Annotated in this window: 31 protein-coding genes; 12 read left to right on the top strand and 19 right to left on the bottom strand. The window is 34.1% G+C overall.

Annotation, left to right across the window (positions count from 1 at the left end):
* Nucleotides 1-155: 155 nt before the first annotated feature.
* Nucleotides 156-1,979 carry an asparagine synthase (glutamine-hydrolyzing) gene (gene asnB, locus B5P40_RS00560; protein WP_113708677.1) on the top strand — a complete coding sequence of 608 codons (1,824 nt, stop codon included), beginning with the start codon at nt 156-158 and terminating at the stop codon, nt 1,977-1,979.
* Between the two features lie 46 nt (nt 1,980-2,025).
* Here the strand turns inward: asnB and B5P40_RS00555 are convergent, their stop codons facing one another.
* Nucleotides 2,026-2,853, bottom strand: coding sequence for a PP2C family serine/threonine-protein phosphatase (locus B5P40_RS00555; protein ID WP_002012083.1), 828 nt, complete (start codon nt 2,851-2,853; stop codon nt 2,026-2,028).
* Nucleotides 2,854-2,977: 124 nt separating this feature from the next.
* Between B5P40_RS00555 and B5P40_RS00550 the strand changes: the two genes are divergently transcribed.
* Genes B5P40_RS00550 through B5P40_RS00540 form a run of 3 tightly spaced genes read left to right on the top strand, consistent with a single transcriptional unit; the run spans nt 2,978 to nt 4,573 of the window.
* Entirely contained in the window at nt 2,978-3,388 is a 411-nt protein-coding gene (locus B5P40_RS00550) for a MarR family winged helix-turn-helix transcriptional regulator (RefSeq protein WP_002189102.1), read from the top strand.
* Nucleotides 3,372-3,701, top strand: a complete 330-nt coding sequence (locus B5P40_RS00545) for a DUF3147 family protein (protein WP_002086410.1) — start codon at nt 3,372-3,374, stop codon at nt 3,699-3,701. Before B5P40_RS00550 ends, B5P40_RS00545 begins: the two co-directional genes overlap by 17 nt.
* Nucleotides 3,653-4,573 carry an alpha/beta fold hydrolase gene (locus tag B5P40_RS00540; RefSeq protein ID WP_113708676.1) on the top strand — a complete coding sequence of 307 codons (921 nt, stop codon included), beginning with the start codon at nt 3,653-3,655 and terminating at the stop codon, nt 4,571-4,573. Before B5P40_RS00545 ends, B5P40_RS00540 begins: the two co-directional genes overlap by 49 nt.
* A 39-nt stretch (nt 4,574-4,612) precedes the next feature.
* Here the strand turns inward: B5P40_RS00540 and B5P40_RS00535 are convergent, their stop codons facing one another.
* The 6 genes from B5P40_RS00535 to B5P40_RS00510 all read right to left on the bottom strand — a co-directional run bounded on the left by B5P40_RS00535 (nt 4,613) and on the right by B5P40_RS00510 (nt 8,105).
* Nucleotides 4,613-4,984, bottom strand: coding sequence for a hypothetical protein (locus tag B5P40_RS00535; RefSeq protein WP_000461762.1), 372 nt, complete (start codon nt 4,982-4,984; stop codon nt 4,613-4,615).
* Nucleotides 4,985-5,073: 89 nt separating this feature from the next.
* The gene (locus tag B5P40_RS00530; protein ID WP_002030998.1) at nt 5,074-5,649 is read right to left on the bottom strand and encodes a histidine phosphatase family protein; all 576 of its coding nucleotides are present in this window, start codon (nt 5,647-5,649) and stop codon (nt 5,074-5,076) included.
* A 123-nt stretch (nt 5,650-5,772) separates the two neighbouring features.
* Nucleotides 5,773-6,864: a serine hydrolase gene (locus B5P40_RS00525; protein ID WP_002189099.1), complete on the bottom strand. Its 1,092-nt coding sequence runs from the start codon at nt 6,862-6,864 to the stop codon at nt 5,773-5,775.
* A 100-nt stretch (nt 6,865-6,964) separates the two neighbouring features.
* Nucleotides 6,965-7,600, bottom strand: a complete 636-nt coding sequence (locus B5P40_RS00520) for a cupin domain-containing protein (RefSeq protein WP_002086416.1) — start codon at nt 7,598-7,600, stop codon at nt 6,965-6,967.
* 161 nt (nt 7,601-7,761) lie between these two features.
* Complete coding sequence (locus tag B5P40_RS00515; RefSeq protein WP_000109008.1) at nt 7,762-7,923, bottom strand: hypothetical protein; 162 nt, start codon at nt 7,921-7,923, stop codon at nt 7,762-7,764.
* A gap of 65 nt (nt 7,924-7,988) precedes the next feature.
* Nucleotides 7,989-8,105, bottom strand: a complete 117-nt coding sequence (locus B5P40_RS00510) for a hypothetical protein (protein WP_002031004.1) — start codon at nt 8,103-8,105, stop codon at nt 7,989-7,991.
* 131 nt (nt 8,106-8,236) lie between these two features.
* On the opposite strand from B5P40_RS00510, the gene B5P40_RS00505 reads away from it, so the two are divergent.
* Entirely contained in the window at nt 8,237-8,659 is a 423-nt protein-coding gene (locus B5P40_RS00505) for a YfmQ family protein (protein WP_002168706.1), read from the top strand.
* 53 nt (nt 8,660-8,712) lie between these two features.
* Here B5P40_RS00505 and B5P40_RS00500 read toward each other — a convergent pair whose 3' ends face one another.
* From B5P40_RS00500 to B5P40_RS00480, 5 genes are read right to left on the bottom strand one after another with little or no spacing between them, the layout of a single operon-like run.
* Nucleotides 8,713-9,546, bottom strand: a complete 834-nt coding sequence (locus B5P40_RS00500; protein ID WP_113708675.1) for a hypothetical protein — start codon at nt 9,544-9,546, stop codon at nt 8,713-8,715.
* Nucleotides 9,547-9,566: 20 nt separating this feature from the next.
* Nucleotides 9,567-10,829 carry an MBL fold metallo-hydrolase gene (locus B5P40_RS00495; protein WP_002193124.1) on the bottom strand — a complete coding sequence of 421 codons (1,263 nt, stop codon included), beginning with the start codon at nt 10,827-10,829 and terminating at the stop codon, nt 9,567-9,569.
* Nucleotides 10,826-12,496, bottom strand: a complete 1,671-nt coding sequence (locus B5P40_RS00490) for an ABC transporter permease (protein WP_002031009.1) — start codon at nt 12,494-12,496, stop codon at nt 10,826-10,828. Before B5P40_RS00490 ends, B5P40_RS00495 begins: the two co-directional genes overlap by 4 nt.
* Before the next feature lie 12 nt (nt 12,497-12,508).
* Nucleotides 12,509-13,534 (bottom strand): ABC transporter substrate-binding protein, encoded by a 1,026-nt coding sequence (locus tag B5P40_RS00485; RefSeq protein ID WP_002086426.1) that lies wholly within the window; start codon nt 13,532-13,534, stop codon nt 12,509-12,511.
* A complete protein-coding gene (locus B5P40_RS00480) occupies nt 13,512-14,504 on the bottom strand; it encodes an ABC transporter ATP-binding protein (RefSeq protein WP_078175703.1) in 993 nt (330 codons plus the stop codon). The genes B5P40_RS00485 and B5P40_RS00480 overlap by 23 nt, the downstream gene beginning before the upstream one ends.
* A gap of 161 nt (nt 14,505-14,665) precedes the next feature.
* Between B5P40_RS00480 and B5P40_RS00475 the strand changes: the two genes are divergently transcribed.
* Complete coding sequence (locus B5P40_RS00475) at nt 14,666-15,559, top strand: LysR family transcriptional regulator (RefSeq protein ID WP_002126660.1); 894 nt, start codon at nt 14,666-14,668, stop codon at nt 15,557-15,559.
* Between the two features lie 40 nt (nt 15,560-15,599).
* On the opposite strand, the gene B5P40_RS00470 is transcribed toward B5P40_RS00475, so the two are convergent.
* Both B5P40_RS00470 and B5P40_RS00465 read right to left on the bottom strand, forming a co-directional pair.
* Complete coding sequence (locus tag B5P40_RS00470; protein WP_002086429.1) at nt 15,600-16,124, bottom strand: outer membrane protein assembly factor BamD; 525 nt, start codon at nt 16,122-16,124, stop codon at nt 15,600-15,602.
* A gap of 126 nt (nt 16,125-16,250) precedes the next feature.
* Nucleotides 16,251-17,519, bottom strand: a complete 1,269-nt coding sequence (locus tag B5P40_RS00465; RefSeq protein ID WP_002193126.1) for an MFS transporter — start codon at nt 17,517-17,519, stop codon at nt 16,251-16,253.
* A gap of 117 nt (nt 17,520-17,636) precedes the next feature.
* Between B5P40_RS00465 and B5P40_RS00460 the strand changes: the two genes are divergently transcribed.
* The 6 genes from B5P40_RS00460 to B5P40_RS00435 all read left to right on the top strand — a co-directional run bounded on the left by B5P40_RS00460 (nt 17,637) and on the right by B5P40_RS00435 (nt 21,668).
* Complete coding sequence (locus tag B5P40_RS00460) at nt 17,637-18,851, top strand: helix-turn-helix domain-containing protein (protein WP_002189092.1); 1,215 nt, start codon at nt 17,637-17,639, stop codon at nt 18,849-18,851.
* A gap of 66 nt (nt 18,852-18,917) precedes the next feature.
* On the top strand, nt 18,918-19,097 hold the full coding sequence (locus B5P40_RS00455) for an H-type small acid-soluble spore protein (RefSeq protein ID WP_001025736.1): 180 nt from the start codon (nt 18,918-18,920) through the stop codon (nt 19,095-19,097).
* Nucleotides 19,098-19,278: 181 nt separating this feature from the next.
* Entirely contained in the window at nt 19,279-19,614 is a 336-nt protein-coding gene (locus B5P40_RS00450; RefSeq protein ID WP_002141167.1) for an antibiotic biosynthesis monooxygenase family protein, read from the top strand.
* An 11-nt stretch (nt 19,615-19,625) separates the two neighbouring features.
* A complete protein-coding gene (locus tag B5P40_RS00445) occupies nt 19,626-19,955 on the top strand; it encodes a hypothetical protein (protein WP_113708674.1) in 330 nt (109 codons plus the stop codon).
* A gap of 640 nt (nt 19,956-20,595) precedes the next feature.
* Nucleotides 20,596-21,006: a hypothetical protein gene (locus tag B5P40_RS00440; protein WP_002011979.1), complete on the top strand. Its 411-nt coding sequence runs from the start codon at nt 20,596-20,598 to the stop codon at nt 21,004-21,006.
* A 74-nt stretch (nt 21,007-21,080) separates the two neighbouring features.
* Nucleotides 21,081-21,668: a VanZ family protein gene (locus B5P40_RS00435; RefSeq protein WP_002189089.1), complete on the top strand. Its 588-nt coding sequence runs from the start codon at nt 21,081-21,083 to the stop codon at nt 21,666-21,668.
* An 82-nt stretch (nt 21,669-21,750) separates the two neighbouring features.
* Here the strand turns inward: B5P40_RS00435 and B5P40_RS00430 are convergent, their stop codons facing one another.
* The 5 genes from B5P40_RS00430 to B5P40_RS00410 form a co-directional block, all read right to left on the bottom strand.
* Nucleotides 21,751-21,921 (bottom strand): DUF3951 domain-containing protein, encoded by a 171-nt coding sequence (locus B5P40_RS00430; RefSeq protein WP_002011981.1) that lies wholly within the window; start codon nt 21,919-21,921, stop codon nt 21,751-21,753.
* A 62-nt stretch (nt 21,922-21,983) separates the two neighbouring features.
* Nucleotides 21,984-22,295 (bottom strand): AzlD domain-containing protein, encoded by a 312-nt coding sequence (locus B5P40_RS00425; RefSeq protein ID WP_002186217.1) that lies wholly within the window; start codon nt 22,293-22,295, stop codon nt 21,984-21,986.
* Entirely contained in the window at nt 22,286-23,014 is a 729-nt protein-coding gene (locus B5P40_RS00420) for an AzlC family ABC transporter permease (protein ID WP_002126646.1), read from the bottom strand. The genes B5P40_RS00425 and B5P40_RS00420 overlap by 10 nt, the downstream gene beginning before the upstream one ends.
* The gene (locus B5P40_RS00415) at nt 23,004-23,840 is read right to left on the bottom strand and encodes a TrmB family transcriptional regulator (RefSeq protein WP_113708673.1); all 837 of its coding nucleotides are present in this window, start codon (nt 23,838-23,840) and stop codon (nt 23,004-23,006) included. The genes B5P40_RS00420 and B5P40_RS00415 overlap by 11 nt, the downstream gene beginning before the upstream one ends.
* Before the next feature lie 176 nt (nt 23,841-24,016).
* Nucleotides 24,017-25,315, bottom strand: a complete 1,299-nt coding sequence (locus tag B5P40_RS00410; RefSeq protein WP_002189087.1) for an NtaA/DmoA family FMN-dependent monooxygenase — start codon at nt 25,313-25,315, stop codon at nt 24,017-24,019.
* Nucleotides 25,316-25,400 lie beyond the last annotated feature (85 nt).

Below are 25,400 nucleotides of genomic sequence, written 5' to 3'. Positions count from 1 at the left end.
CCATTGTCTCATATAAATATAAGCTTGAAGAAAATTTTCTCAAGTCTGTAATTCAATTAGTGTAGTACACTATTTATGCAGACACTCTTTAACCTAGTGTACATTTCATTTAATTAATCTACTTTTATAATTTTAAATTAGGAGATGAAATTTGTATGTGTGGAATTACAGGTTGGGTAGATTGGAAGAAAGATCTTTCAAATAAACATGTTATTTTAGAAAAGATGGCGAATAGTATTCAGCATCGCGGTCCTGATGCTGAAGGATTTTGGTTTTCACCTCATGCAGCTTTTGCACACCGACGTTTAATTGTTATTGACCCAGAAGGCGGGACGCAGCCGAAGACATTTCGTGCTGGTGATTATACGTATGCTCTTACTTATAATGGAGAAATTTATAATTTTCGTGAACTGAGAGAGCAACTACGAAAATGTGGTCATGCATTTGAAACGCATTCAGATACAGAAGTATTACTACATGCTTATTTAGAATGGAAAGAAGACTGCGTACAACATTTAAACGGAATTTTCGCTTTCGCCTTATGGGATGATCAGAAGCAACAACTGTTTTTAGCACGTGATCATTTAGGCGTAAAGCCACTCTTTTATACAGAAAGAAATGACAGTATTATTTTCGGATCTGAAATAAAAGCATTATTAGCTCATCCATCTGTTCCTGCTGAAATTGATGCGGATGGAATAAATGAAATATTTGGATTAGGCTTATTTCGAACTCCAGGATGTGGCGTCTTTAAACATATTCAAGAAGTTCGTGCTGGACATTCTATAACATTCACACGTGATAAAAAAGTGGTTAAGAAGTATTGGAATTTAGAAAGTAAGATCCATACAGACTCTACCCAAGACACATCTTCTCATATTTTATCTATTTTACAAGATACAGTAAAAAGACAATTAATTGCCGATGTTCCTCTCGTCTGTATGTTATCAGGCGGATTAGACTCTAGCGGTATTACTGCACTTGCGGGTAAAGAATTTGCAGAGGAAAACAAAACACTTCACACGTATTCAATTGATTTTGTAAACAGCGCAAAAGATTTCGAGCTGACATTTGCTCGAACTGGTCTAGATGCTCCTTGGGTAAAACGTGTTTCTGAACATGTAGGGACATCGCATCATGACATTATTGTGAATGCTGAAGAGTTAGCAAATCACTTATTCGTTCCCCTTCACGCGAAAGATTTACCCAGTGCTGGTGAAATGGAAACTTCACTTTATTTACTATTTTGCGAAATGAAAAAAGATGCAACCGTAGCTTTATCTGGAGAATCTGCTGATGAAGTATTCGGGGGATATCCTTGGTTTCATCAAGAAGAACTATTATATGTAGATAAGTTTCCGTGGTTAACAAACTGGAAAAACACATCTTCTCTATTATTAAGCGAAGTAACAAATCAATGTAATCCTGAGCATTATATTAATAAACGATTCCATGAGGCTGCTCTTGAAGTACCTACTCTTGAAGGCGAAAACAAAAAAGAAGCGAAACAGCGTCAAATGTTTTATTTATTTTTAACACGATTCCTTCCGTTCTTACTCGACCGTAAAGACCGTATGAGTATGGCTGTCGGATTTGAAGTTCGTGTACCGTTTTGTGATTATAGATTAGTTGAATATTTATGGAACGTACCTTTTAACGTCAAAAGTATTGATAATATTGAAAAAGGTATTTTACGTAGAGCACTGAAACCGGCTTTACCTGATGATGTGCGAAATAGAAGAAAAAGCGCTTATCCTACTTCACAGGATCCACACTATTTACAAACAATCCGCAATTTAACGCTTGATATGTGCAGCAATAAAAATAATCCTGTTTTCTCACTCATTAACCATTCCATATTACTTGCAATTGCTGATCAAAGTAACAAAGAGATTACCAATTTTGAAGCAAGAAGTGCTATGGAGTATATGCTACAAGTAAATGAATGGTTAAAAACGTATCATATTCATATTGCTTAACAAAAAAGAGTTCAAGGACAAAAACCCTTGAACTCTCTTTCATTTATTAATTGGCACATTGTCTATTTTCAGTATCGATGGACCATCCAATAATAGTGGCACAATCTCTACCTTTCCACTGAAGTACATTTGTTAATACAGGCTCAATCTGTAAACAAGATCCGTCGTGTAATATTTCTACTAAAGATTGATCATCATCAAACTTTAGTTTATCACACTCTAAAATACCATCCGTTGCCATTACAATGTGATTCTGACCTTTTTCTAATCCCCTTACCCCTGATGTAAAACAAGGTGTATTCGCTGCAAAAACATTTTTTCTTCCTATATACTCATAGTTCTTACGCTTATTTAGCCTACCTTTTCCATTTTTCGTTTGCTCTGAATGGAATAAATACGCAAAGCAATCACCAACTGATAGCCAATATAAGAACTCGCCTTTTCGTAAACAAATTAAACATGCAAGTTCCTCATCATCTTGGTCACATTTCTCGATAAATAGCTCATCTGTAAATAACGCTAATAAATACATATGTGTATGATGAAAAGCTAAATGGATTGGGTATGAAAATAACTCTTTTAGTTTTTCTTCTCTTTCTGAAATCGCTTCTATTATATAATGTATATTTTTCGTTTTATGATGTGTATCAAAAATCATAACAAATTCAAATTCTAATTTCGGATCCCACCAAGCTAGCACTGCATCTCCTCTTTCATATGCATCACTCTCTTGATTTCCTCCATATACGCCGACTGAAAGAGGACCACATTTTTCAACATGTATTTGATCTACATACATCTTTTCATGACTAATCCATTTAAATGTATTCACAGCTATCATCCTCTCTCTTGCTAAATGTATACCTTTACACATAGATTACCTTATATTTCAATAAAAATAAACTTTTTCAACATTTATTATGAAAATAACAGGATTTTAATTCTTATCAAGCGAATATATCTTATGATACGATATAAAAATTAGGGGGAATTATAATATGAAAGACATTAATCCACATTGGGAGACAATATACTATCACTTACGCTATGAATATGAAGACAACCTTTCTCACCAAGCTATTCGTATTTTACAAATCGTTTCTCGTGAGAAAGATATAACAATTGGAAAAGTTGCTACTGAGCTTAGTCTCTCTCATAACACAGCATCTGAACACGTAAAGCGCCTTATTCAAAAAGGATTTATTATAAAAGAAAGAAACAAACACGATGAAAGGGTTGTAAACCTTACTTTAACGAAAGAAGGCATTGAAGTATTAGAAAAACATACTTTACTAGATAAAGAAAAGATAAAAATATTAGAATCACAGTTATCAAAAGAAGAACAACAATTAATTGAAAAAGCCTTTTCGTTATTAGCGAAGGAGGCAAAATATGCATTTCCTCGTTAAAGTAATCGTTTCGGCACTTATTATCGGCGTTATTACTGAAGTCGCTAAACATTATAGTACGATAGGCGGCTTTATTGCTGCCCTTCCACTCGTTAGTTTACTAAGCCTATTTTGGATTTCTTTCGAAGGTGGGAGTAAACAAGAATTAAGTCAATTCGCTTTAGGTGTATTATATGGATTTCCTGCATCCGCACTACTATTATTTATTGTTTATATCGGTTTAAAGAACTCCTTTTCACTTAGTACATCTATACTCTTCGGCATATGTGCCTGGTGTATCGTCTTTACTTGCCAAAAAGTATTTCAAGCTTAGGGGGAATTACTATTAATAGATCAGTAGAGATATTTGGACAAACTGTAGAAGTATATATAAGAGGTAACAGTAAACAAACTGTAGTCATTCAAACAGGAATGATTTGCTCATTTTATGATTGGCTCCCTATTATAGAAGAGCTTTCACAACACTTTACAGTTGTTTCATACCATCGCCCAGGTTACGGAAAAAGTGAGCTAGGAAATACTCCACGTACAGCAAGGCAAGTTACAAAGGAACTACATATGTTACTAAACAAACTCCATATTCACGAGCCAATCATTCTAATCGGCCATTCCTATGGAGGGTTATGTGCACAACATTTTGCAATGTTACATGAAGATAGGCCGCAAGCACTTCTTTTAGTTGATTCTACTTCCATGAACTTACACCGATTAGATGAACTGCATTTACCGCTTTCTGATCAAACTGATTCTGATGATATGTGGCTACAAAAATATCATACCTACTCCAACATGGATGCAGAAGTACTTTATAATGAACTAAAATCTATGCTCGTCAATACAACAAAACAGCATATCAAATTTTCTACACCTCCTTCCTTATATAAAGCGACAGCTTCTGAACTGTCCGAGTGGAAAAATTGTGCTCGCTCAATAAAAAAACAACATAAAACATTAGAAATACCATTAATCGTTATCGGTAGAGATCCTCAATATTCTATTGCTCAATTGATTGAGGGCGGTATGCCAAAAGAAGAAGCTACACAACTTGAAGATATGTGGCAAGAACTTATTCGTGAACAATTAAATCTCTCAATAAACAGCCAATACATTTTGGCTGAACATGCTAGTCACGGGATAGAAAACGATCGTCCAGATGCTATCATTGAAGCCATTCACTTATTGTAAATAAAAAAAGGAAGCAACTAAAGCTGCTTCCTTACTTATCTATTCATAGTCTTCTTCATCATCGACTTCTTCATAATACGAACTCCCATTGCTTACATATATAGGACCGTTCGCAACATCAATACGTAGTACCCATGCCCATGGCACAGCTAAACGTTTATGTATTGCTCTCCAAAAGTTCATTGATTTTCTTTCGTACTCCTGGAACTCCTGAAGTAACTCTTTATAGGAGGAACCGTCTAACTGAATATTTGCTTCTAATAAACGAGAATGGGCATAGTACTGTAACTCTAGTTCAGCAGCAATCTCCATTTCTTCTTCCGTTGCCATACCTATAATTGCTCCATCTGCTGGTGCGATTTCATATACGTTGTGAACTTCAATAAGCCCTTCTTTCTCTTTCTCAAACATGTAAACAGCCTCCTTTAACCAATATTTTTTATGTTACAAAGTCATACTTCTACAATACCTTCTCCCTTTCCTCTTTTTTTGATAAACTTTTACAAATTATTTATCTGATAATCTGTAGACTGTATTCTTTCAGCAGAACTGAAACAATTATTATCAAAAGTTAATTTATACACATCAGGCATATGAAGGGTTTTCCAAAACTGAAAACCATATTTCGAATCAAAATAATTCATTAGTAATACCATAATATTCCCATGAGTACCTATTACAATATTCTTACCCTTATATTTTTTTAATATACTTTGCATACATATTACAGCGCGTCTTTGCGCTACATCATTTGATTCTCCGCCTTCGTATGCAAAAGTCCAGTCTTCCCATACCTTCTGAATAGCATCGTTAAAATCTGTTACTGGCTCTTTACTTAATAACCTTTCCCGTAAATCTTCTTCCAGTTGTATTGATAAATTATATGTATTCGCAATTCCTTGCACGGTTTGAATCGCCCTTTTATACGGGCTAGAAATAACAACATCAATGTTTTTATCCTTTAACAAACTTGTTACATTACCTGCATCAATCTCTCCTTCTTCAGATAAGGGACGTTCCCTTTCTTCCTTTGTATATGTAGAGTGAGCGTGGCGAACGAAATATACTGTAGTCATTATTCAACTTCCTTTCTTAGTTTCAATCTATATTCCATGCAGTAAATAGGAAATCCTGTATCATGAATAGAAAAGAGCGCCTTTTAAAAAGCGCTCTTTTGTTTACATAATAAAATTATTCCATTATAACTTTCTTCTGAATTCTTCATCTGTTATAGCATCTTGAATAAAATAATCTATATTATTTCTCAGCTTTTGATATGCAACTTGATCTTCTATATCGTTAAACATAATTACAACTTCTACCTTATTCCCTTTCTTATCTGTAGTATACAAACTTTTTGTCAATACGAATGCGGTAGAACCACCTTTTTGACCAGCATATTCCAACTTACTATTTTCAACTGTTCCTTTAAAAACATTATCAATTTCATCTTGCATTGATTTTGGAAAATAATTTCTACTATTTATCTTTTCCATTAAACTCAAATAATCTTTAGCATTTGCACTCACTAATCGATCTGACCAAATACGCTGGAATTCCATATCTATTTTTAATGGTATATCACGTTTCTTCCATTCACTTTCATCTTTCATCCATTCATGTATTTGTAACACGTGTTTATTATATTCATCATTAGACATGTTACGTATCATTTCTAACGATTGATTTTCTGGCTCATTAAGCTCTTTTTCTACATACCCTCTCATATATAGTGAAGCAGTATACGAAGAGAACGTATCATGACTAGTAAGCTCTAATTCTTTTATACTATCATTTACTCTATCTATCCCGAGTTTCTCTAATAAATATGTTGTATTTGCATTAGAACTATAATGAATCATCCCTTTGGCAACTTCTTCTAAAGAGATTTGTTCATTTTTCACTAACTCTCTAGCTTTAGCATCTTCTAACCAGGCAGGATGTGCTCCACCATCAGTATCTTTAACGTAGTATTTTTCTAGTTCTTTCAATGAAATTTGTTCATCGCGGCGGATTTTCCCTTCTGACACTTGTTTAGCAAACTCAACTGCTATTACGATTTTTGCCATACTTGCTAATGGTAATTTTTTATTTTCATTTACAGATGTTACTACTTCACCGTTTTTTCTAATAAGTAATGAACATGTTTCATCACCTTTATGTTCTTTTATGTAGTTTAATACGTAATCAGGATCTTCTTTTGACAAATAGTACTTCATAATAACAAAGAAAGCTATAACAGCTACTACAATCACTCCTGCAACAATTCCTATAATCTTTAATATGTTCACAATATGCCCCCTCTATAAATTCCCTTCTATATAATAATTATAACGAATAAAAATACAAAATTATACAAAACAGAGTAACTCTTCCTAAAAAAAGAAAGAGTTACTCTATTTCACATGATGTTATTTGTCCATTTAACGTAACAACTATATTTGAGTCGTCACTTTCTTTAACTCTATTTAGTCGATTTGAGTTAGGAGGACCAATTACAACTGACTCCTTAATTGGCGAAAGGTCCTTTCCTAATTTTTCTGCACTTACACCGTATGCAGCTTGAAATACTTCTGGCGGTGTTAATCTAAGTATGTCTGATCCCTCTGCTGTTTCAAACTGATCGTTATTAAAGAACAAATGTAATTGTACTTCTTCTGTTACCGCTGTAATCCAATGCCACCATCCCATTGGAATAAAGACAGTTTGCCCCGCTTTCACATGATAATTTTGCAATTGATTCGTTTCGGGATTTAAAATGGATGTAACTGCTTCTCCTGATACAACAACATCTAATTCCCACGCATTCGGATGCCAATGTGGTTCCCGCATATGCCCTTTCGTCATAAATAAATCAACAAACGCCCCTCCTATCATCGCAGGTAACTGCGTTGAGGTAACTTCATATGCAACGTTTTTCTCATCTCTTTTAAAAAAGACATTTTTTCTCGAATCAAAGAAAAGATTTGGCGTTCCTGAGCTTTTCTTTAAATTTTTATTATCTGTAACATAACCTGAATTACTCATTCAATCCCTCTTTCCCGCTCCGAACATTTCTGATTTTACACTGTATCGTATGGGGAAATTTTATAAATGTGCCTATTAACAACATAACAAAAAAACATGCCTTCATGATGAGAGCATGTTTTGTGATTTTTTTCACATTGTTTAGTTAAAAAATAAACTTTTTACTTACCATGATGTAACATTAAATCACTAAGTTCTTCTTCAATGTGATTTAATTTCGCAACTCCTTCTTTCCATTTATGAATATAACGCGATACCCCGACAATAAATAAAACAATAATTGTAGAAAGAATAATACCATATACGATTGTTACAGTACTCATAGTTACACTTCCTTATAATTAGTAATGTTGTTATTAGTTATATTTTTATTATAAACCTTTTTCTTTTAAAATACTTCGATTTCAACTTTTTGTAACAAAATTGATTTTTCTAATATTTCGTTCATAAAAATGGAATATTTTTCACAAATTATACAAAACTTCACCATATGTACTATTGCCACATGAGTTATATTGTTAAATAGGATAAAGTGAAATTTTAGTCAGTACGGGGTATCTATCCCACACTGATTATTAGCCCGCACCAACCAGGATTTTACGGACCGTTACTGTGGGATAAAGGGGATGAAATACTATGACGACTTGGTTTATTGTAATGTTAGTTGTATTTGGAGCATTTAAAATTATTGTTTCTAGCCTTCCTAACTCTGCTATTGAATCCATTATTAGCAAGTACGAAACACATCCACAACTTGAAGAAGAGAATGTGACTGTTACAATCAATGGAAATAACTTAGAAGGCGAAAAGAAATCCAAAATTATTCATGATTTTAACGAAGGATTATTTTTAGATCGCTATTATGCACCACCACACAATGAAGGCACTCCTTTAATTATCACTGCAAAACGTGGCAAAAAAGATTTTACATTTTATATTTATAGTCATGAAGAGCATGTTGATGTAGTAAAACAACATAAAAAGAAGGTAGTTGCTTATAGTTTACGCTCTAAAAACCTTCAAAATAATGATATGTTCGTGTCAGCTGATTTAGCTTAATACTCATATATTAGAAGAAGGAATCCATGTGCCATGGATTCCTTCTTTCCTATTTACTGAAAAATAAGCTCTGTCTTCAAACTATCTTTCGGTAACAACCATCCTTTTTTCTCTATACTCGCCATTAATAATTCTCTTTGTTTTGTCGCGATACTTTCCACAGTTGTTTTAAACGACACTTCTATTACGAAGTCATCTTCTATCTTCCCGGTATTACTTAGTGGCCAAACTTCAATATTCGTTTTAATATTTTCAAATTCAGCTGTATACCTTTTCATTAATACAGGACCATAAATACGAGAATTCTTGAGCATTTCTTCTCCCCAATTCGTATACAACCATTTGTTCATTTTCCCTGGCAACTTTTCTATTAACATGTTTTGAGCGGCTCGTTCGTTTGGTAAATCAAGTACTCCATATCCTTTAGCACTGTAACTTTTCTTATTTGAAATACTTAACGTTTTCTTCTCAAATCCCCAATCTATTTCCGCCTCATAATTATCAGTTTTACTATCAAATCCATCCTTTTTAGCCACTTCTAGTGCTTCTTGAATTACACCATTTTGAATAGGATATCTTTTTTTATATGTTAGCTCAAAATCTTTACTAAATTCTTTCTTTCGAATTCTCGCAAACCAACCTTCATTACTTAAATTTTTATTTGCCGTATCTAAAAATTGCACCTGTATTCTTTCATAATTTGTACCAGCCTGAAAATATTCTAGTACCTCTTGCTTCATCTCTTTGTTATAACCTAATACTTGTTCTGGCTTTAATAATAACTTCACTTCAAAGCTAGGTTTCATTGGACTAGCAGCAAAACCTTCCTTAACGTTATAAAGGAAACAACAAAAGAAAATACTTACGAATACAAATACTTTTTTCATATACCAATCTCCTTTACATTTTATATGACTTCTACACATTCCATTGCAAGTGAATACACATTTTCATATCCTGCTATGCTAAGCTTTTCCTGCAATCGATCCGTATCCTCTTTCAAAGCATGTACTAACACCGTATGTTCTGGTAATAGTGTATTTAACATTTCCTTAACGTCACTTATACTTTGATGAACTTTATATGGAACTCGCTTCACCCTACATTCTTTACCTACACGTTCCTTCAAAACTTTTTCTGCAAAACTTCCTTTAGCAATATGTCCAGTAAAGATAATCGAATTTCGTTCTTCATGCCGAAGTTGTTCATAATACAACTGTGCTCGTTTCGTTTGCATATTCGCATCACTCATTACAACTATTCCGTAACTATTTTGCATACAAATTTCCTTATCCATAACTATTATGTTTCTTTTTAAATCCTCCACAACCCGTTCAAGTTTTTCATTATTTTTTAACCAATCTTTATATATGAACATCTCTTCAAATCCAGCAAAAATTTCTTTATCTACTATAATTGGAAGTTCTTGATATCGTTCATATAAATACAATACTATATCTTGCGCCCTACCAAGTGAGGGCAGTGGTAGTAATGCCGTTCCTTTATTTTGAGCAACTCGTTCAATTTCTGCACATAATTCGTCTACTCGTTCCTTTTGTGAAACATCATCAGTGTGATAAGCGGCATCTACAATAGCAATTTTTATATCGCTTCGCAAATCTTCAGGTAAATTAGCTCGTAGTATATTAGATTCTGCTGAATAATCACCAGAATAAAATACGTATGTATTACACATATCCACTAAAAACCAAACAGCTCCTAATACATGCCCACTATACCCCCATTGAAACCGCAACGTTGGTGTAATCTGTATCCATTCATTTGGATTACTAATCTCATCAATACATACATAATTTAGATCTTTAATATTTTGATCGTTATAAGGTAAATTCCACCCTTTTGAAAGATTGTAGTTTCCCCATTTTTCAAAATAAGCTGGAAGTTGCTCCTTCGTATAACGAGTCGTCCAAATTTTTTTCTTATATCCATACTTCGTCAATAAAGGTAAACCCATCGTATGGTCTTCATGAATATGTGATAAAAATACTGCATCCAAAAATGGAACAACTTCTCTTTCTATTTTAGGATAACTATCCTCATATGATCGATTAATACCACAATCAAATACTATTTTTGTCTCTTTATTTTTTACAAAATAGCAGGAACGACCGTATTCTCCCGCTCCTCCCCATACTTCCATCCTCATCATGCTACCCCTTTTCGTTTTTGCTCCATATGTTGCAGAAGTAATAAGCACATTGTTGTAAGCCCAACAGAAACAACAGCCATTGCCATTCCTATAGATACTTCTCCTTGTTCAAATTGAGCAAAAATAAACGTTGCTGACGTTTCTACTGATGGAGGTAGTACGAGAAGCGATGCTACTAACTCTCTTATCGAAATCGTAAATGTCATCGCCCATCCAGCAAGAATTCCTGGAATAATAAGCGGCAATATTATTTTTCTAAAAATATAAATATAATTCCCAGAAAAAATACTTCCTGCCTGTACAAGAGAATCATCAATTTGTCCGAGCGATGCTTTTACATACTGCACCGTATAAGGTAAAAAGAGAACAACATACGTTACGATAACCATGACTGGTGTATTGTAAATTGACATAGGCATATAGGGTGAATTCCAAAATAAAATAAGCCCTACAACCATCACTATTCCTGGTACCATATTCGGTAACATGCCGCACATATCAAGCCATTTTTCAGAGGACTTTTTCCCCTTTCGAATCATAAGCGCCAAAAATACGCCAATAATTACAGCAACAATCGCCGTTACGAGTGAAAAAAGAAAACTGTTCCATAAAGCTTCTAATCCCGGAGAACCAATTGTAAATAATGCTTCATAATGGCTTGTTGTAAAGTTATTAAAATGTAAGCCACCGCCTCTTAACTTCGACAAAGAAGCAATAAGTATAGAAAAGTATGGGATTCCAATTGCTACTATTAGTAAGCCAATTACATAAACCCATGCTATAACGCGCGCAAATATAGACAAAGTATACCTTTTAGATTTCACACCTTTTCCACTAACCATTGCATATGTATACTTTCGATTCAATACATTTTGCATATACCAAATGAGCATACACGCACTAAGTAATAAAGAAGATAATGCTGTGGCACTGCCAAAATCAATCGGCCAACTAGAGATAAATTTATGAATCTCAGATGTTAACACATGGAATCCTATTCTACGTCCGAATGTAGCTGGTGTTCCAAATTCAGCAATCGTCTTTACGAAAATGAGTAAAGCACCCATTACATAACTTGATAACAATAACGGTAGTATTATCTTTCTTAAGCGATAGAAAAAACTTCCACCATGAACTGCTGCCGCTTCTTCTTTACTACTCCCAATCTGAAGTAACGTGTTTTTCAACATGAAGTAAAGGAATGGGAATAAATGCAGACTCATAATTAAAACCATACCGCCTAAACTAAAAAACGATGATGAAATCGGCTTTAAAGCCGGAAAAAATTGTTCAAAATAACCGTTAGGTTGCATGAACAAAATCCATCCCATCGATCCGATATAGGGCGGGGTCATAAATGGGATCATAAAAACAATATCTAACTTACTATACTTTCCTACATCTGTTTTGCTCATAATGAACGCCAATGGAAACGCAAATATTGTAGCTCCTATTACAACGAGTACACCTAGAAGCATCGAATTTAGAAAAATCCCAGCTAATCCACCACTCTGCATGACTTCAAAAGGCTTTAAAAAATTCCAACTGCTATTTTCATATACACTAGAAAATAAAATGAGAAAAAGCGGAATGACGATTAACATCGCCACAAGTAACAACGCTACTGTCATTCCAACTTGTCTTACTGATACGAATCGATTTACCATGTAATCACCATCTTATTGAAATACTTTCTTAAATTGTTTTGCTATTTCATCTTGTTCTTTCTCAACTGTTTTCCAATCAATATTTAATACTGGAATCTCTTCTACATTCGGTCTATTTTCAGCTTTTATATCTTTTCTACCTGGCAACAAATACGCTTTAGAAACTTGTTTTTGCACATCATCTGATAATAAATAATCAATAAACTCTTTTGCACCTTCTACATTTTTACTATCCTTCATAATGCCTGCTGCACGTGGACTAATGACTGTTCCGCTTTTTGGATATACGATATCAACCGGTTCACCCTTTGCTTTTGCACTGTACGTCATATAGTCAACACCCGCAATTACCATATCTTTCGCACCTGTTACAACTGGGTCTAACGCTTCTTGGTTTGCCCCAGCTACTGTAACTTCATTTTTCTTAAGCTGTTCAAATAAATTCCATCCATCTTGTCCATTCTTTTTCACATATCCTGTTACAAAGTCTAAAGCTGAACCTGAAAGTGCTGGATCTGGAAGATTCACTTTCCCTTTCCATTCTCCTTTCGTTATATCGCTCCAATCTTCAGGTGCTGTCTTCACATTTTTTGTGTTATACACAATTCCTAATGCTGAAGCACTATATCCAAAATAATGTCCTTTATCATCCGACCATTCAGAACGAAGCTTATCAGCTTGTTTTGCTTCTTTATAAGCTAACGTTTGCCCATCTTTTTTTAATCCTTCCATCGCTGGTAAAGAAGCAAGTACGACAACGTCAACGACTGGATTTTTCTTTTCAGCCTCCATTCTTGCTAAAATCTTACCTGTTGTTCCTTGAAACATTTCTACTTTTATCCCTGTTTTCTTTTCAAAGTCCTTTTGAATTTTTTCTGCTAATCCTTTTGGTCCTGCACTATATACAACGATTTTCTTTTCATTAGCGTTTTTATTTTTTGCATCTACACTGCCTGTCTTTGAGCTACAACCTGTTACTACAGCAGAAAATAGTAAAGTACATACAAATAAAGACTTAAGCGAACTGAATTTCTTCATACGATTCTCCCCCTATATGATGAATACATTTTTTTGGTACATATAACGATACCTGTTTACCAACGCTTAGCTTACTATTGTGATAAGCTGTCCATACACCGAGTGTCCCCATGTTTACTTTCACTTCATAACGTTCTCCTACATATGTAACGTGCTGAACTTCACCTGTATACATTTCGCACAAGTCATTTTTTGTCCAGCTCACATGCTCTGGACGAATCATTTTTTTCCCCTCTACAAGCCAATTTGCCTTACCAACAAATTTTGCAACAAATTCATGAGACGGTTTCACATAAATGTCTTCTGGTGTTCCTTTTTGTAATACTTCACCCTGCTTCATGACAATAATTTGGTCTGACATTGACATAGCTTCTGTTTGATCATGTGTTACATACAATGCCGTTAAACCAATTGAATGAACGATGTCCATAAGTTCTAATCGCATTTCTTCTCGCAAAATTGCATCGAGTGCACTTAACGGTTCATCGAACAAAATAAAATGAGGTTTCGTTACAATTGCTCTAGCAAATGCGACACGTTGCTGCTGTCCACCTGAGAGTTCATGCGGATATCTTTTCTCCATACCTTGCAAACGAACTCGCTTTATCGCATCTTCTACCTTTTCTCTTAATTGATTCGTTTGCTTTGTAGCCCTTAAACCAAATGCAACATTTTCAAATACAGTCATATGCGGCCATAAAGCAAAATCTTGAAATACCATGCCGATATTCCGCTCATGAGGAGATGTTTTTATCTTTTTAGCAGAAGAATACATGCACTTATCTCCAAAATATATTTCACCTTTATCCGGTTCCTCAAGCCCTGCAATCATTCTAAGTAAAGTCGTTTTCCCGCATCCTGAAGGTCCTAAAAGTGTGGTGAATTCCCCTTTTTTCATTACAATCTGTAACGGCTTTAACGCCTGTGTTTTCCCAAATGCCTTTTCTAATCCATGAATTTTAATATCCATCGTTTCACCTCTCTCCCCTCATTCTTAACCTGCTTTCATTCTATCTGGAAGTTTTATACTGAATGTTAATGTACTGTAAAGATTAAATTAAAAAATCTCTAATAAACTATTTATTTCTATAGATTTTTTCTATAGTTAGAAGAAAAAGGGGCCAACTTATCATGAATCTCTTAAAATTAGAAATTGTAGTGCTTATTAAGAAATACAAAAAGCTTACTATTGTTGCAGAAAAACTTGGCGTTAAACAACCTACTATTACGTTTCATATAAAAAGCTTAGAAGAGGAACTTGGTGTGCCTTTATTTGAATTACGTTCCGGAAGGTATTTCTTAACAGAAGCTGGTGAAGCGTTGCATCATTATGCTTGTAAAATAGATGCACTTATGAAAGAAGCTAGGCGGGTCACACAAGAGTTTAAAGATTTTAATAAAGGCGCTATAACAATTGGTGCTAGTTATGTACCCGCGACTTATCTTTTACCAGAAGTTGTTCACCAATTTCAATGCGAATTTCCAAATATAAAAATAACACTCATAGTAAAAACAGCTCCTGAAATTCGAACGATGCTACAAAATCATGAAATTGATCTCGGGGTAATTTCTGCGGCACCGTTTGACGAACCACTTCTAAAACAAATGAATGTAATGCCTGATACACTTGTTCTTGCCTTTTCCAAAGAACATCATCTTTCTAAAAGAACAAATGTATCATTACAAGATATCGAAAAAGAACGTATATTATTGCATCGTAACCCATCTACAACGAGAGATTTACTTACACAATGGACGTTAGCACATAACATTACATTCCAATCAGAAATTGAACTAGATTCATTAGAAACGATGAAACAAATTTTAAAATATGGTAATGGGGTTGCCTTTATTTCAAAACTTGCTATTGAGCAAGAAGTACAACGAAATGAGCTATGCTATATACCGATCCCTGATTTTGAATTTCAGCGTAATATTTATACCATTCATCATGAGGACAGATGGAATTCTAAAATAATTTCTTTTTTACTACATAGCATTACTTCTTTTGCAGAAAAAAATTAAAAGGCTGTCGTTATACACGACAGCCTTTTAAACTATAACTCTATTTGTTTTTCTTATCCTCAATTTTTGCTTGTGCCTCTTCAGCCTTATCTAATGCTTCTGAAACTTTTTTCTCTTTTTCTTTTACATCATCTATACTATCAACAGCTTTAATTAATTTATCGATTCCTTCTTCATTTACCTTTTTTCGTTTCGCTACTCTTTCATTTACTTTCTCTTCCACATCTTTTGCTTTTTGAAGCATATTCTCTGCATTTGATGTCACAGCTTTTTCAAGTGCATCATCTTTTTTCTTTTGTAACACTTCATTTGCAATATCTTTCGTTTCTAAATACTTACCGTCTTTTAATGCTGTCGCACCGCGATCTAGTAACTGAGCGACTTCTTTATATGCCTTCGCTTCATTTCCTGATTTCTCTTTTTCCGCTTTTTCAAACCACATAATCGCATCACTATATTTTTCATTTTTCAATGATTGCATACCTGTTTCAATATACGTGTCATAATTACTACATCCAGTCATTACGACTAACAGAAAAAGCATTACAAAACTTAATTTTCTCATGATGTTTTCTCCTTTTCTTTGCCTGCTCACTATACTGTAACATACATGAAAAAGAGTTTCAAAAACTAAAATACTAATTTGGTCATTTTTATTATTTCCAGTCAATTTTTTATTACTTTCTTATTTTTAGGCCGACACATCCACTTGCTTTTTCGCCACTTGCTTTCTTACTCCAACTAATACAACTAATAATAACCCTCCACCTAATGTCATCATAACAATGCTAGTCGGTAACATATCTAATAATAATCCATATACAATCATACCAAGCGGTGCGATTGCGGTAGAAATTGTTTCAAGTAAACCGAAAACGCGTCCTAAATAGCTTGGGTCTGTCGTCTTTTGAATATGTACTTGCATAGGTATATTTACAACCATCATTGATATACCAGTTAAAATCATAAAAGCGATATAGTAAATAAAACTTACTACTTTCGGAATGGTAACTAACAATGGAAAGACTGTACATAAACTCAAGCCCGCAAATAAAAACAGCCCAATATAAACAGAGCGAAACGGATTATTCACTTCTTTACGTACTGATAAAACAATCGCACCAATTAGCATCCCGACTGCTAACATTCCCTCTACAACACCGAGTTGCTTCGAGGATAAATGCAAATTTTGAACAATAATATACGGAAGTGAAACGAACAGTGCACTCGCAAAAAAGTTTACCCCTACTGCAATTTTCATTAAACCATATATTTCATGCTGTCGTTTTACATATGAAAAACCTTCTTTTATACTCGTCAAGAAATGCTCTTTACTTTCGGCCAATTCTTTTTTATATAAATCAAATACGATGAATAATTGTACAATAACTGCTAAAAAGAATGTAATACTATTTAACAGGAAAAATGTTTTGATTGAAAAGAAACCAAATACAACTCCTCCAATAATCGGTGCTAAAATATTCGATAAAGATGCTGCCGTCTGGTTCAAAGCACTCGCTTTTTGAATACGCTCCTCGTCTACTAAATTAGGAATAGACGAAGTTAATGCTACAGAATAAAAGCTTGCACAAATTGATAATAATGCTGCTGAAACATAAATAAAAAGAAGTGATGGCCCAAACATAGTAGCAAGAATAAACATAATAAGCATTGTTAAGCTACTTAATAAATCAGTACCAATGACAAGCCATCTTCGGTTCACACGGTCAGCTACAGCACCTGCAATTGGTCCACAGATCATTCTTGGTATTGATCCGCAAATGAGCGTAGTTGCAAACCCCATACCTGAACCAGTTGTCTTTAATACGTATAACCCCATTGCAAACGTATAAATACCCGCCCCTAACAAGGACGTCATTTTTCCAATCATCATTAAAATAATATTTCTCGTTGCAATCTTCATTTTCCAATCATTTTGACCTATACTTACATCCCCCATTATGACACTCTCCCTTTAAAAGTTAAATTGTGTTAAACTTATTATATATAAAACTTTCCAATTTTTACAACGAAAAGTTTAATTATATTTAACTTTTTGATTATAAAGGAGCATATGATGGCTACTCTCGGCGAGAAAATTAAAACGTTACGAAAAGAAAAAAAGCTTACTCAAACTGAATTAGCAGGTTCAGAACTGACAAAAAGTATGTTAAGTCAAATTGAAAATGGAAAAGCTACACCTTCCATGAAAACATTACAATACATCGCTGAAAAACTTGGATGCGAAACGAGTTTTTTACTAGAAGAAGATGATGTAGAAATTGTAGAAATCATTCAACAAATGGAACAACTAATAAAGGCAAATAAATGTGATGAAGTATATGAGACTTTACTACCTATCGTTCAAAAAGAGCTACCTTCTACTTTAAATACCGCTCGTTTATATAAACAATTTGTAACAGCTGCGGCGATTATGAAAGATTACAACATTGAATATTACGTTGAAAAGGCTACTTCTATTTTTGAAAAATATACGTTATACCGGGACAGTACGGAAACAAAATTAAAATTATCCTTTACGATATTCACACGTAAAAAGTATGGTGAATGTTTACAACTTATAGCTAGTATTAGAAATGATTATGAGGAGAAACATTTAGAAATGGATCTCATTATACATATCGAGTTATGTTTATATGAAGCCATCATTTTACTAGCATGCGGCGATTATGAAACATGTGAAAAAACAATATTAGAGGCACTCGAGTTTTCAAAAAAGCATCAAGTATATTTTAAAACAGACGAATTTTATCGGATTTTATCTTACCAAAAAGTCATTACAGCTGATAAAGAACAATATTTATATTACATAAAAAAATCTGAGCAATTTGCCATTTTTACAGAAGATACTCTATCCATTGCGATTATTGATATTTTAAAAGCTTACTACTACAACACGATTACTAATGAATATACAATCGCATTAAAACATCTAGAACAATTTCGAGAGAAACTAAAAGATGAGCCACTTTTTCAAGACGACGGATTGTATTATCTTGAAAAAGGAAAAGCTTTATACGGATTGAAACGTTACGAGGAAGCTTTACAAGCATTGCAACGTGGTATCATGCCGGATTATATGAACCATCCACTTGATCAAGCGTGGCTTACAACAGCAGGTGCATATCGTGCCCTTTGTTATGTAAAACTTAACGATAAAAAAAGGGCTCTGGAGGAAGCTACAGAAGCCGCTCAAAAGATACAATCCTACCCGGATTCCATCTTTTCTTCTTTTATTAAAGAAACATTACAAATAATACAAAAACTTTAAAAATGTCTCGAAATGGTATATTATTCCTCCTTTTTTGCAAAGATAATAATGATGGGAGGAATATAAATGAATATACAACGCGCAAAAGAGCTTTCCGAGTCATCTGAAGAAGCCAATGTCAGTTTTCAAGGCATGCCTGTTATGATTCAACACGTCGATGAAAGCAACGAAACCGCCCGCATATATGAAGTAACAAATCCAAAACGCGAATTAACTGTTCCAGTTAATAGCTTAGAGGAAATATAAAAAATGCCACTTCTTTTTTTTGAAGTGGCATTTTTCTTACTTTAGATTACTTAATATAAATCCCTTCTATCCTCTGTTTTACAACACCTAAAAAAAATAAGAATCTTCTACTTCTTTTTTTAACCTGCTAAAATACAAACTATGAATTAATTATTCGCACTATACATTAAGGGGGAAAATAATGAAATATGATTTAGAAAAAAACAAGCCCTATTATGCAGTTATATTCACTTCTAACCTATCAAATGATACAACAGACTATAGTACCGTTGCTGAAAAAATGGAAGACCTTGCGAAACAGCAACCTGGATTTTTAGGTGTCGAAAGTGCACGTGATAATTCCGGACTCGGAATTACAATTTCTTATTGGGAGTCACTTGAAGCAATTGAAAATTGGAAAAGGAACGCCTTACATAAAGAAGCGAAAAAAAGAGGCCGTGAGCAATGGTATGAAAATTTCCACCTGCGCATCTGCCTTGTTGAGAAAGAATATAAGTTTCAGAGAGAAATCTTGTAAAGGAGTTTCATATGCCACTAACATTACTATTACTCATATTCATAATAATTCCCTTCATTTCAGCATTAGCTCTCATTTTTATGACGGTTAAAAAAGGAACTTTTCTAAACCGACCACACTTACAATCATTCATCGTATGCACTCTATTCTTTGCGAATTGGATATTATATTTAACAAATTTTTATTCATTACTACCTGAGAAAGTTAGTCAATTTATATTCCTACCCATTTGGTTTTTCCTTTGCGTTTTAGGTTTAATCATTTTCACACGCGAATGGAAAAACAATCGTGTTTTTTCCATATCTATCGGTTTTCTTTTATCCCGCATTAACGGGCAGTAAAACTCCCACCTCAAAATTCGGCTGAAGCAAAGAAGTTAGGTGAGAGATTAACTGCCCGTAAACGCCCGATTGGTTCAACTAATAATCAGTGGGGGATACCCCCCACTGATTAAAGTTTCACTTTATTAGTTTTCTATTTGGGTTATTTTTGTTAGTTCTTTCGGGAATGTGACTGTGAAATGGTAGTAAAAACCTAATCACTTTATTTCATTAACAGCTTTGACCTGAACTTGGTATAATACCAAGTTCGGGTCTATTAATTTCTCCTTAATTTTTATGTAATTATTATATCTCATCTATTTTACACTCTCTTCTTGAAATCATTCCACAGTCTTTTAAACTTAGAAATTCATAGTATCAAGGAATTGTTCAGCTGCTTCATTCTCCTCAATATACTTTTGAAGTCGTATATTCATGATCCCCATATAATCATACCAATTTTAATGAATTCATTAATCACTTTTTAACAATTGAACTATCTTATCTTAAACAAATTGAAACTATATGGCATTTTCTTAATGATTGTAAAACCATTGTAAAAATTATAAATCTTTATATCTTATTATTTACACGTACAGTTAAATGGATTATTATCTTTATTGAGAAGGCCTCTCAATAATAAAATAACAGGGAGAAAAACATGAAAACAAAAATTTTTTCTATTATTACAGCTTTAACTTTAATGACATGTTTCGCTATACCAACATTAGCAGCATCTAGTAGTTACAGTTTTAAAATGGACTATCGAGTGGTGGATGGTAGTAAAAACAAACAGTTCCACACACTGTCTAAAGGAAGTGTATATATCAATGGGAGCGCATATGTATATTCTACTGATGGAGGAGCGATGGGACCTTACGATGTAAAATATACTCTGTACAGATCTGCATGGGGTTCGGACCCTAGTTATGGAACAGTTAATGGTGGCATAAATAAATCTTTCTCTGGTGCATACAATGTTGATACAAATTCAAATGAATACTACTTATTTATTTGGAAAACAAATGACGATGGACAGAATGTAAAAGGGAACGGAAAAATATCTAATTAAAATATTGCTACTAAACTATGATGTCTAATAATAGACATCATAGTTTAAATATGAAAATATGAGGGATTTTAAACATGCTAATTGACTTTGATGGTTTTATTCTTATTGGAGCATTTATTATATGGTTATTTTTACTCCTCTTTTTTAAGTTACACCTAAAAAAGAGGAACATGTACTTACTATTTTTTTCAATATTTTATTTGTACCTTTGTGTAGTACTTAATTATACCCAATTCCCAATTATTATAGATGAAAATATGAAAAAAGAAATTGGACAAAATGTTTGGAGAGATGCTAATTTTATACCATTCAACACGGAGCATTTCGCTATCACAACATCATTACTTAATATACTACTAACAATTCCTTTTGGCTTTGGTTTTCCTTACATAAAAAAGACGAATTTCAAACAAGTTGTTTTATCAGGAATTGTCTTAGGATTCTTGTTAGAAATTCTACAACTTTTATCAGCACTTTATGCCGGATTCACTTTTCGATATGTCGATATAAACGATGTAATTTTTAATTGTATGGGTGTCATTTTAGGGTATGGTATATCAAAAGGCTTTACCCTTGTGTATAGAACATTTATACACAAACTTGATATTAAATTGAATTCCTTTTTAAGATATATTTATGAAACGAACAATTCCTCAACATGACTTCCCTTTTACATTAGCATGTTCTATAACGTTTTATAGAACATTATAAAGCAAGAAAAATAGAAGAAAGAAAAGCCTTCATTCAACTTTTCTTCCTTCTATTTTTACCTTTAGATTTTATTGTCATAGTTTCACAAGGTGTGTAATAAATTTGAGGTGTCGCCTTATCAACAAACATCATAAACGTAATAAAACCGATAATAAAAAAAATAAACAACGTTAACAATATTGCTCCTATCGTTAAAAGTATCATAACACCACCCCTATATATTTCATGTTATTACACCTTTCGCTATTATATGAGCTGAATCCTTTTTAGAAAAATAAACGTAACAAAATAATTACAATGACTCCTGTTAATACTGTTCCTAATAAACTACGAGTATATATCGCTACGAAAAATGTAGGAATTGCCGCAATGATATAATCCCACTGCACTGTCTCATGCATAAATAATACTTGTGCTAAAAGTGCTGCTAATATCGCAATTGGTATGTAATTTAACCATTTTAAACCCCAGTCTGGAATTTGTAGTTTACTAAATACGAGAAGAGGTAAAATACGTGGTACGAGTGTGACAACTCCGGCTGCTAGTAAAAGGAATAATACGTCCAATCTTACTTCCATTTTTCAATCACCACCCCGATTGTCGCAGCTAAAAGTGTTGCGATAATAACTGCTATACTATCTGGCATAAATAAGTGTGAAACGTATGCGATAATAATCGCTACAATTGCAACACTTAGATGAATGGCTAGTTTCGGTTTACTACTTATTAGCTGAAGTACAAATAATCCGATAAACATCGCTGGTAACGCATAATCCATTCCGTACGTATGAGGATCTGGTATCCACTCTCCAAAAAGCCCTCCGAGAACTGTAGCTAAAATCCAATTTAAATATGCTGTTACATTAAGTCCCATCATCCATTTCTCGCCTAAATGGCCTTTTTGTGCTGCTTGTTGCACTGCAACGCCGAAAGTTTCATCTGTAATTTGCGAACCAATTATTAAATTTTTAAAAAGAGGTATCTTAGTGAAGTAAGGTGCGAGTGCAGCACTCATTAATAAGTGACGTAAATTAACAAAGAACACAGTAAAAATAATTGCCGAGGCTGGGGCACCCGCTGCATACATACCCGCTAATATAAACTGAGCAGAACCTGCGTAAATTAATGTGGACATAAAAGCAATTTCTATGATCGAGAAACCTGCTGTTTTCGCAATAACACCAGCCGCTATACCGATGCTCAAATATCCAAATACAGTTGGTAAACAATCCTTTACACCTTGCTGAAATGAATCATCGCTCTGCAGTGTCATATGTGCTTGAGCTTTATTCACCATTATCTCCCTCCATTTCTTCCATAGTACGTTTTCCTGTTACGACCTGAACTAAATCTATGTTTTCACGCCATAATGTATCTAATTTATCAGCTCCAAACTCCTTCGTAATCTCCTCCACCATAATGTCGTGCCGAACATATTCTGTAGCGACGAGAACTAAAGCTGGATCATACGTTGTAACGGCCCATGAAGTGCTATCATTTGAAAAATTAGCAATTAATACTTCTTCCCCATCACGCGCGATAACAGTTAAATGACCACCCATTCTCTTTTCAACGACGTGAGGTGTCATATAATTATGGTGAAATGTCGCTCCTATTTTTGTTTCTGGAGCACCAAATAAAATTGAAAAAATATGTACGCCTTCCGCTTCCTTTTGATGAATGAACGGCTCAATCTCGTGCACTTGATTTTCCCATACAGAAATCCATAACTCTTCTTTTGCTCTATTAATTATATTGCATATTTCTTTCAAAACACGATCATTTGAGCGAATATGCGAAATTACATCAATTTGTCGCTCTTGTTCTAAACAATTTAATTTTCGGTCTAAAAATTCAAAGGACTTTTCAAAATCTTTTCGCATTCGATCCATTAATTCCGTAGCTGGCACTGGTACATATTTCACTGGTTCAGAAGGAACGATATGCACCGCTCCTTTATCCATCAACTTGCCAAGTACTTCATAAATCATCGAACGCGGTACGCCTGTTTGTTTACTCACTTCATAACCTGTTACTGGATAATGTTTTAATAGTCCAATATACGCTTTACATTCGTACTGGGAAAAACCTAACTTTTGTAACTCCTTTATTATTTCATCCATCGGTAACCCCTCACAATTTATATAGCTCTAATTTCAAAACGACGATTTCACTTTCCATTAGTAGTTATTGCTATACCTACTAATATAAAAAAGAAGCCTCTACAAGTCAACTGACAATTCCGAATTTTTATTCGAAATAAAAAGCCTTCTTTTGAAGGCTTTTTGTGCATAATGAATTATTTCAACTGTAGAGCATTTGATATATTACCCTCCAAATGCTCACGTAAGGTTGAACCTGTATACTCTTCTCTAAATACACCTGCTCTCACGAATAAAGGAATGACCTCACTAAAGAATAAATCCAATGATTTTGGAGGTCCCCCTGGAATTACAATAAATCCATCTAGTGCTCCTGCTTCAAACCTTTCCATAATTTGTTTGAAAACGTCTTGTGGTGTACCAATTGCAACCCAATGAGCAGAACCAACAACTTCTGGTCGTTCTAGTATTTGCTCAACAGTTGGTTCATGTTTTATGATGAAATTCCGTAATAATTCGGCATGTGTTTTACTACGTACAGCTTGATTTCTACTTGGTAGCATATGTTCAGTAACCTTACTTTCTAATGGCATCCCTCTAACATCTAATCCGAGAACCATTTCGAGTAAAGCGTACCTCTTCTCTTTTGTAAGGTGTTGATGAGCTTGCCTGTGCATTTCTAGCGCTTCTTCATATGAATCGCCAATAAAGAAATATAAACCAGGCAATACACGTATATCATCTTGCTTTCGGCCATGCTTTTCTGCTCTTCTTCTTAAATCTTGACGAAGTTCGATTCCTGATTCTACATCTGGCATTGCGGCAAAAATCGCATCCGCAACAGAAGCAGCGAAATTCCGGCCAGACTCTGAAGCACCCGCTTGAAATAAAGGCATTTCCCCAGAAATATGTTGCGGGATATTAAGTGGACCTTTCACCTCAAAATGCTCACCACGATGCTCAATTGGCTGTACCATCTCTCTAATTACATCTGCGTTGTCTTCTTTCAAAACTTCATAAGGGTGGCTCCTCCAAAGTTTTCTTACTAACTCTGTACATTCTGCCGCTTTCGCGTATCGTTCCTCAGATGGTGGCATCCCTGCCTCACCAAAGTTTTCAGCACCATCAATTGATGTGACAATGTTCCATCCTACTCGGCCGTTACTAATCCAATTTAAAGATTGTAGTTGCCTCGCTAGTATATATGGTGGATAAAATGATGTTGAAGCGGTCGTAACGACTCCAATTTTTTCTGTTGCATAAGCAATAGCAGTAAACAATAGTGTTGGATCTAAAATTACATTCCCCTTATTACGTGCAATTAAATCTGGATGTGCCACTAAATAATCCGCTTTAAAAACAAAATCTAACTTGGCCTTTTCTGCCTGTAGTGCCAACTCTACTTGTTCATCTATCCCTGAATTAAACATACTCTCTTGTTCTTTCTTTCTAGAAATCAAACATAGTCCAATGCAAAGCTGTTTTTTTGTAGACATATGTACACACCTTCCCCTTATTTTTAATTTACCTAGTTAAACAAATGATACGACCCTAACAGCTTCTATTCTTATTAAAGATAAA

It is taken from the genome of Bacillus sp. SRB_8 (assembly GCF_003264205.1).
Taxonomy (GTDB): Bacteria; Bacillota; Bacilli; order Bacillales; family Bacillaceae_G; genus Bacillus_A; species Bacillus_A mycoides.
Note: the sequence above shows the minus strand (reverse complement) of the source record. Positions and strands in the feature narration are given on the sequence as shown.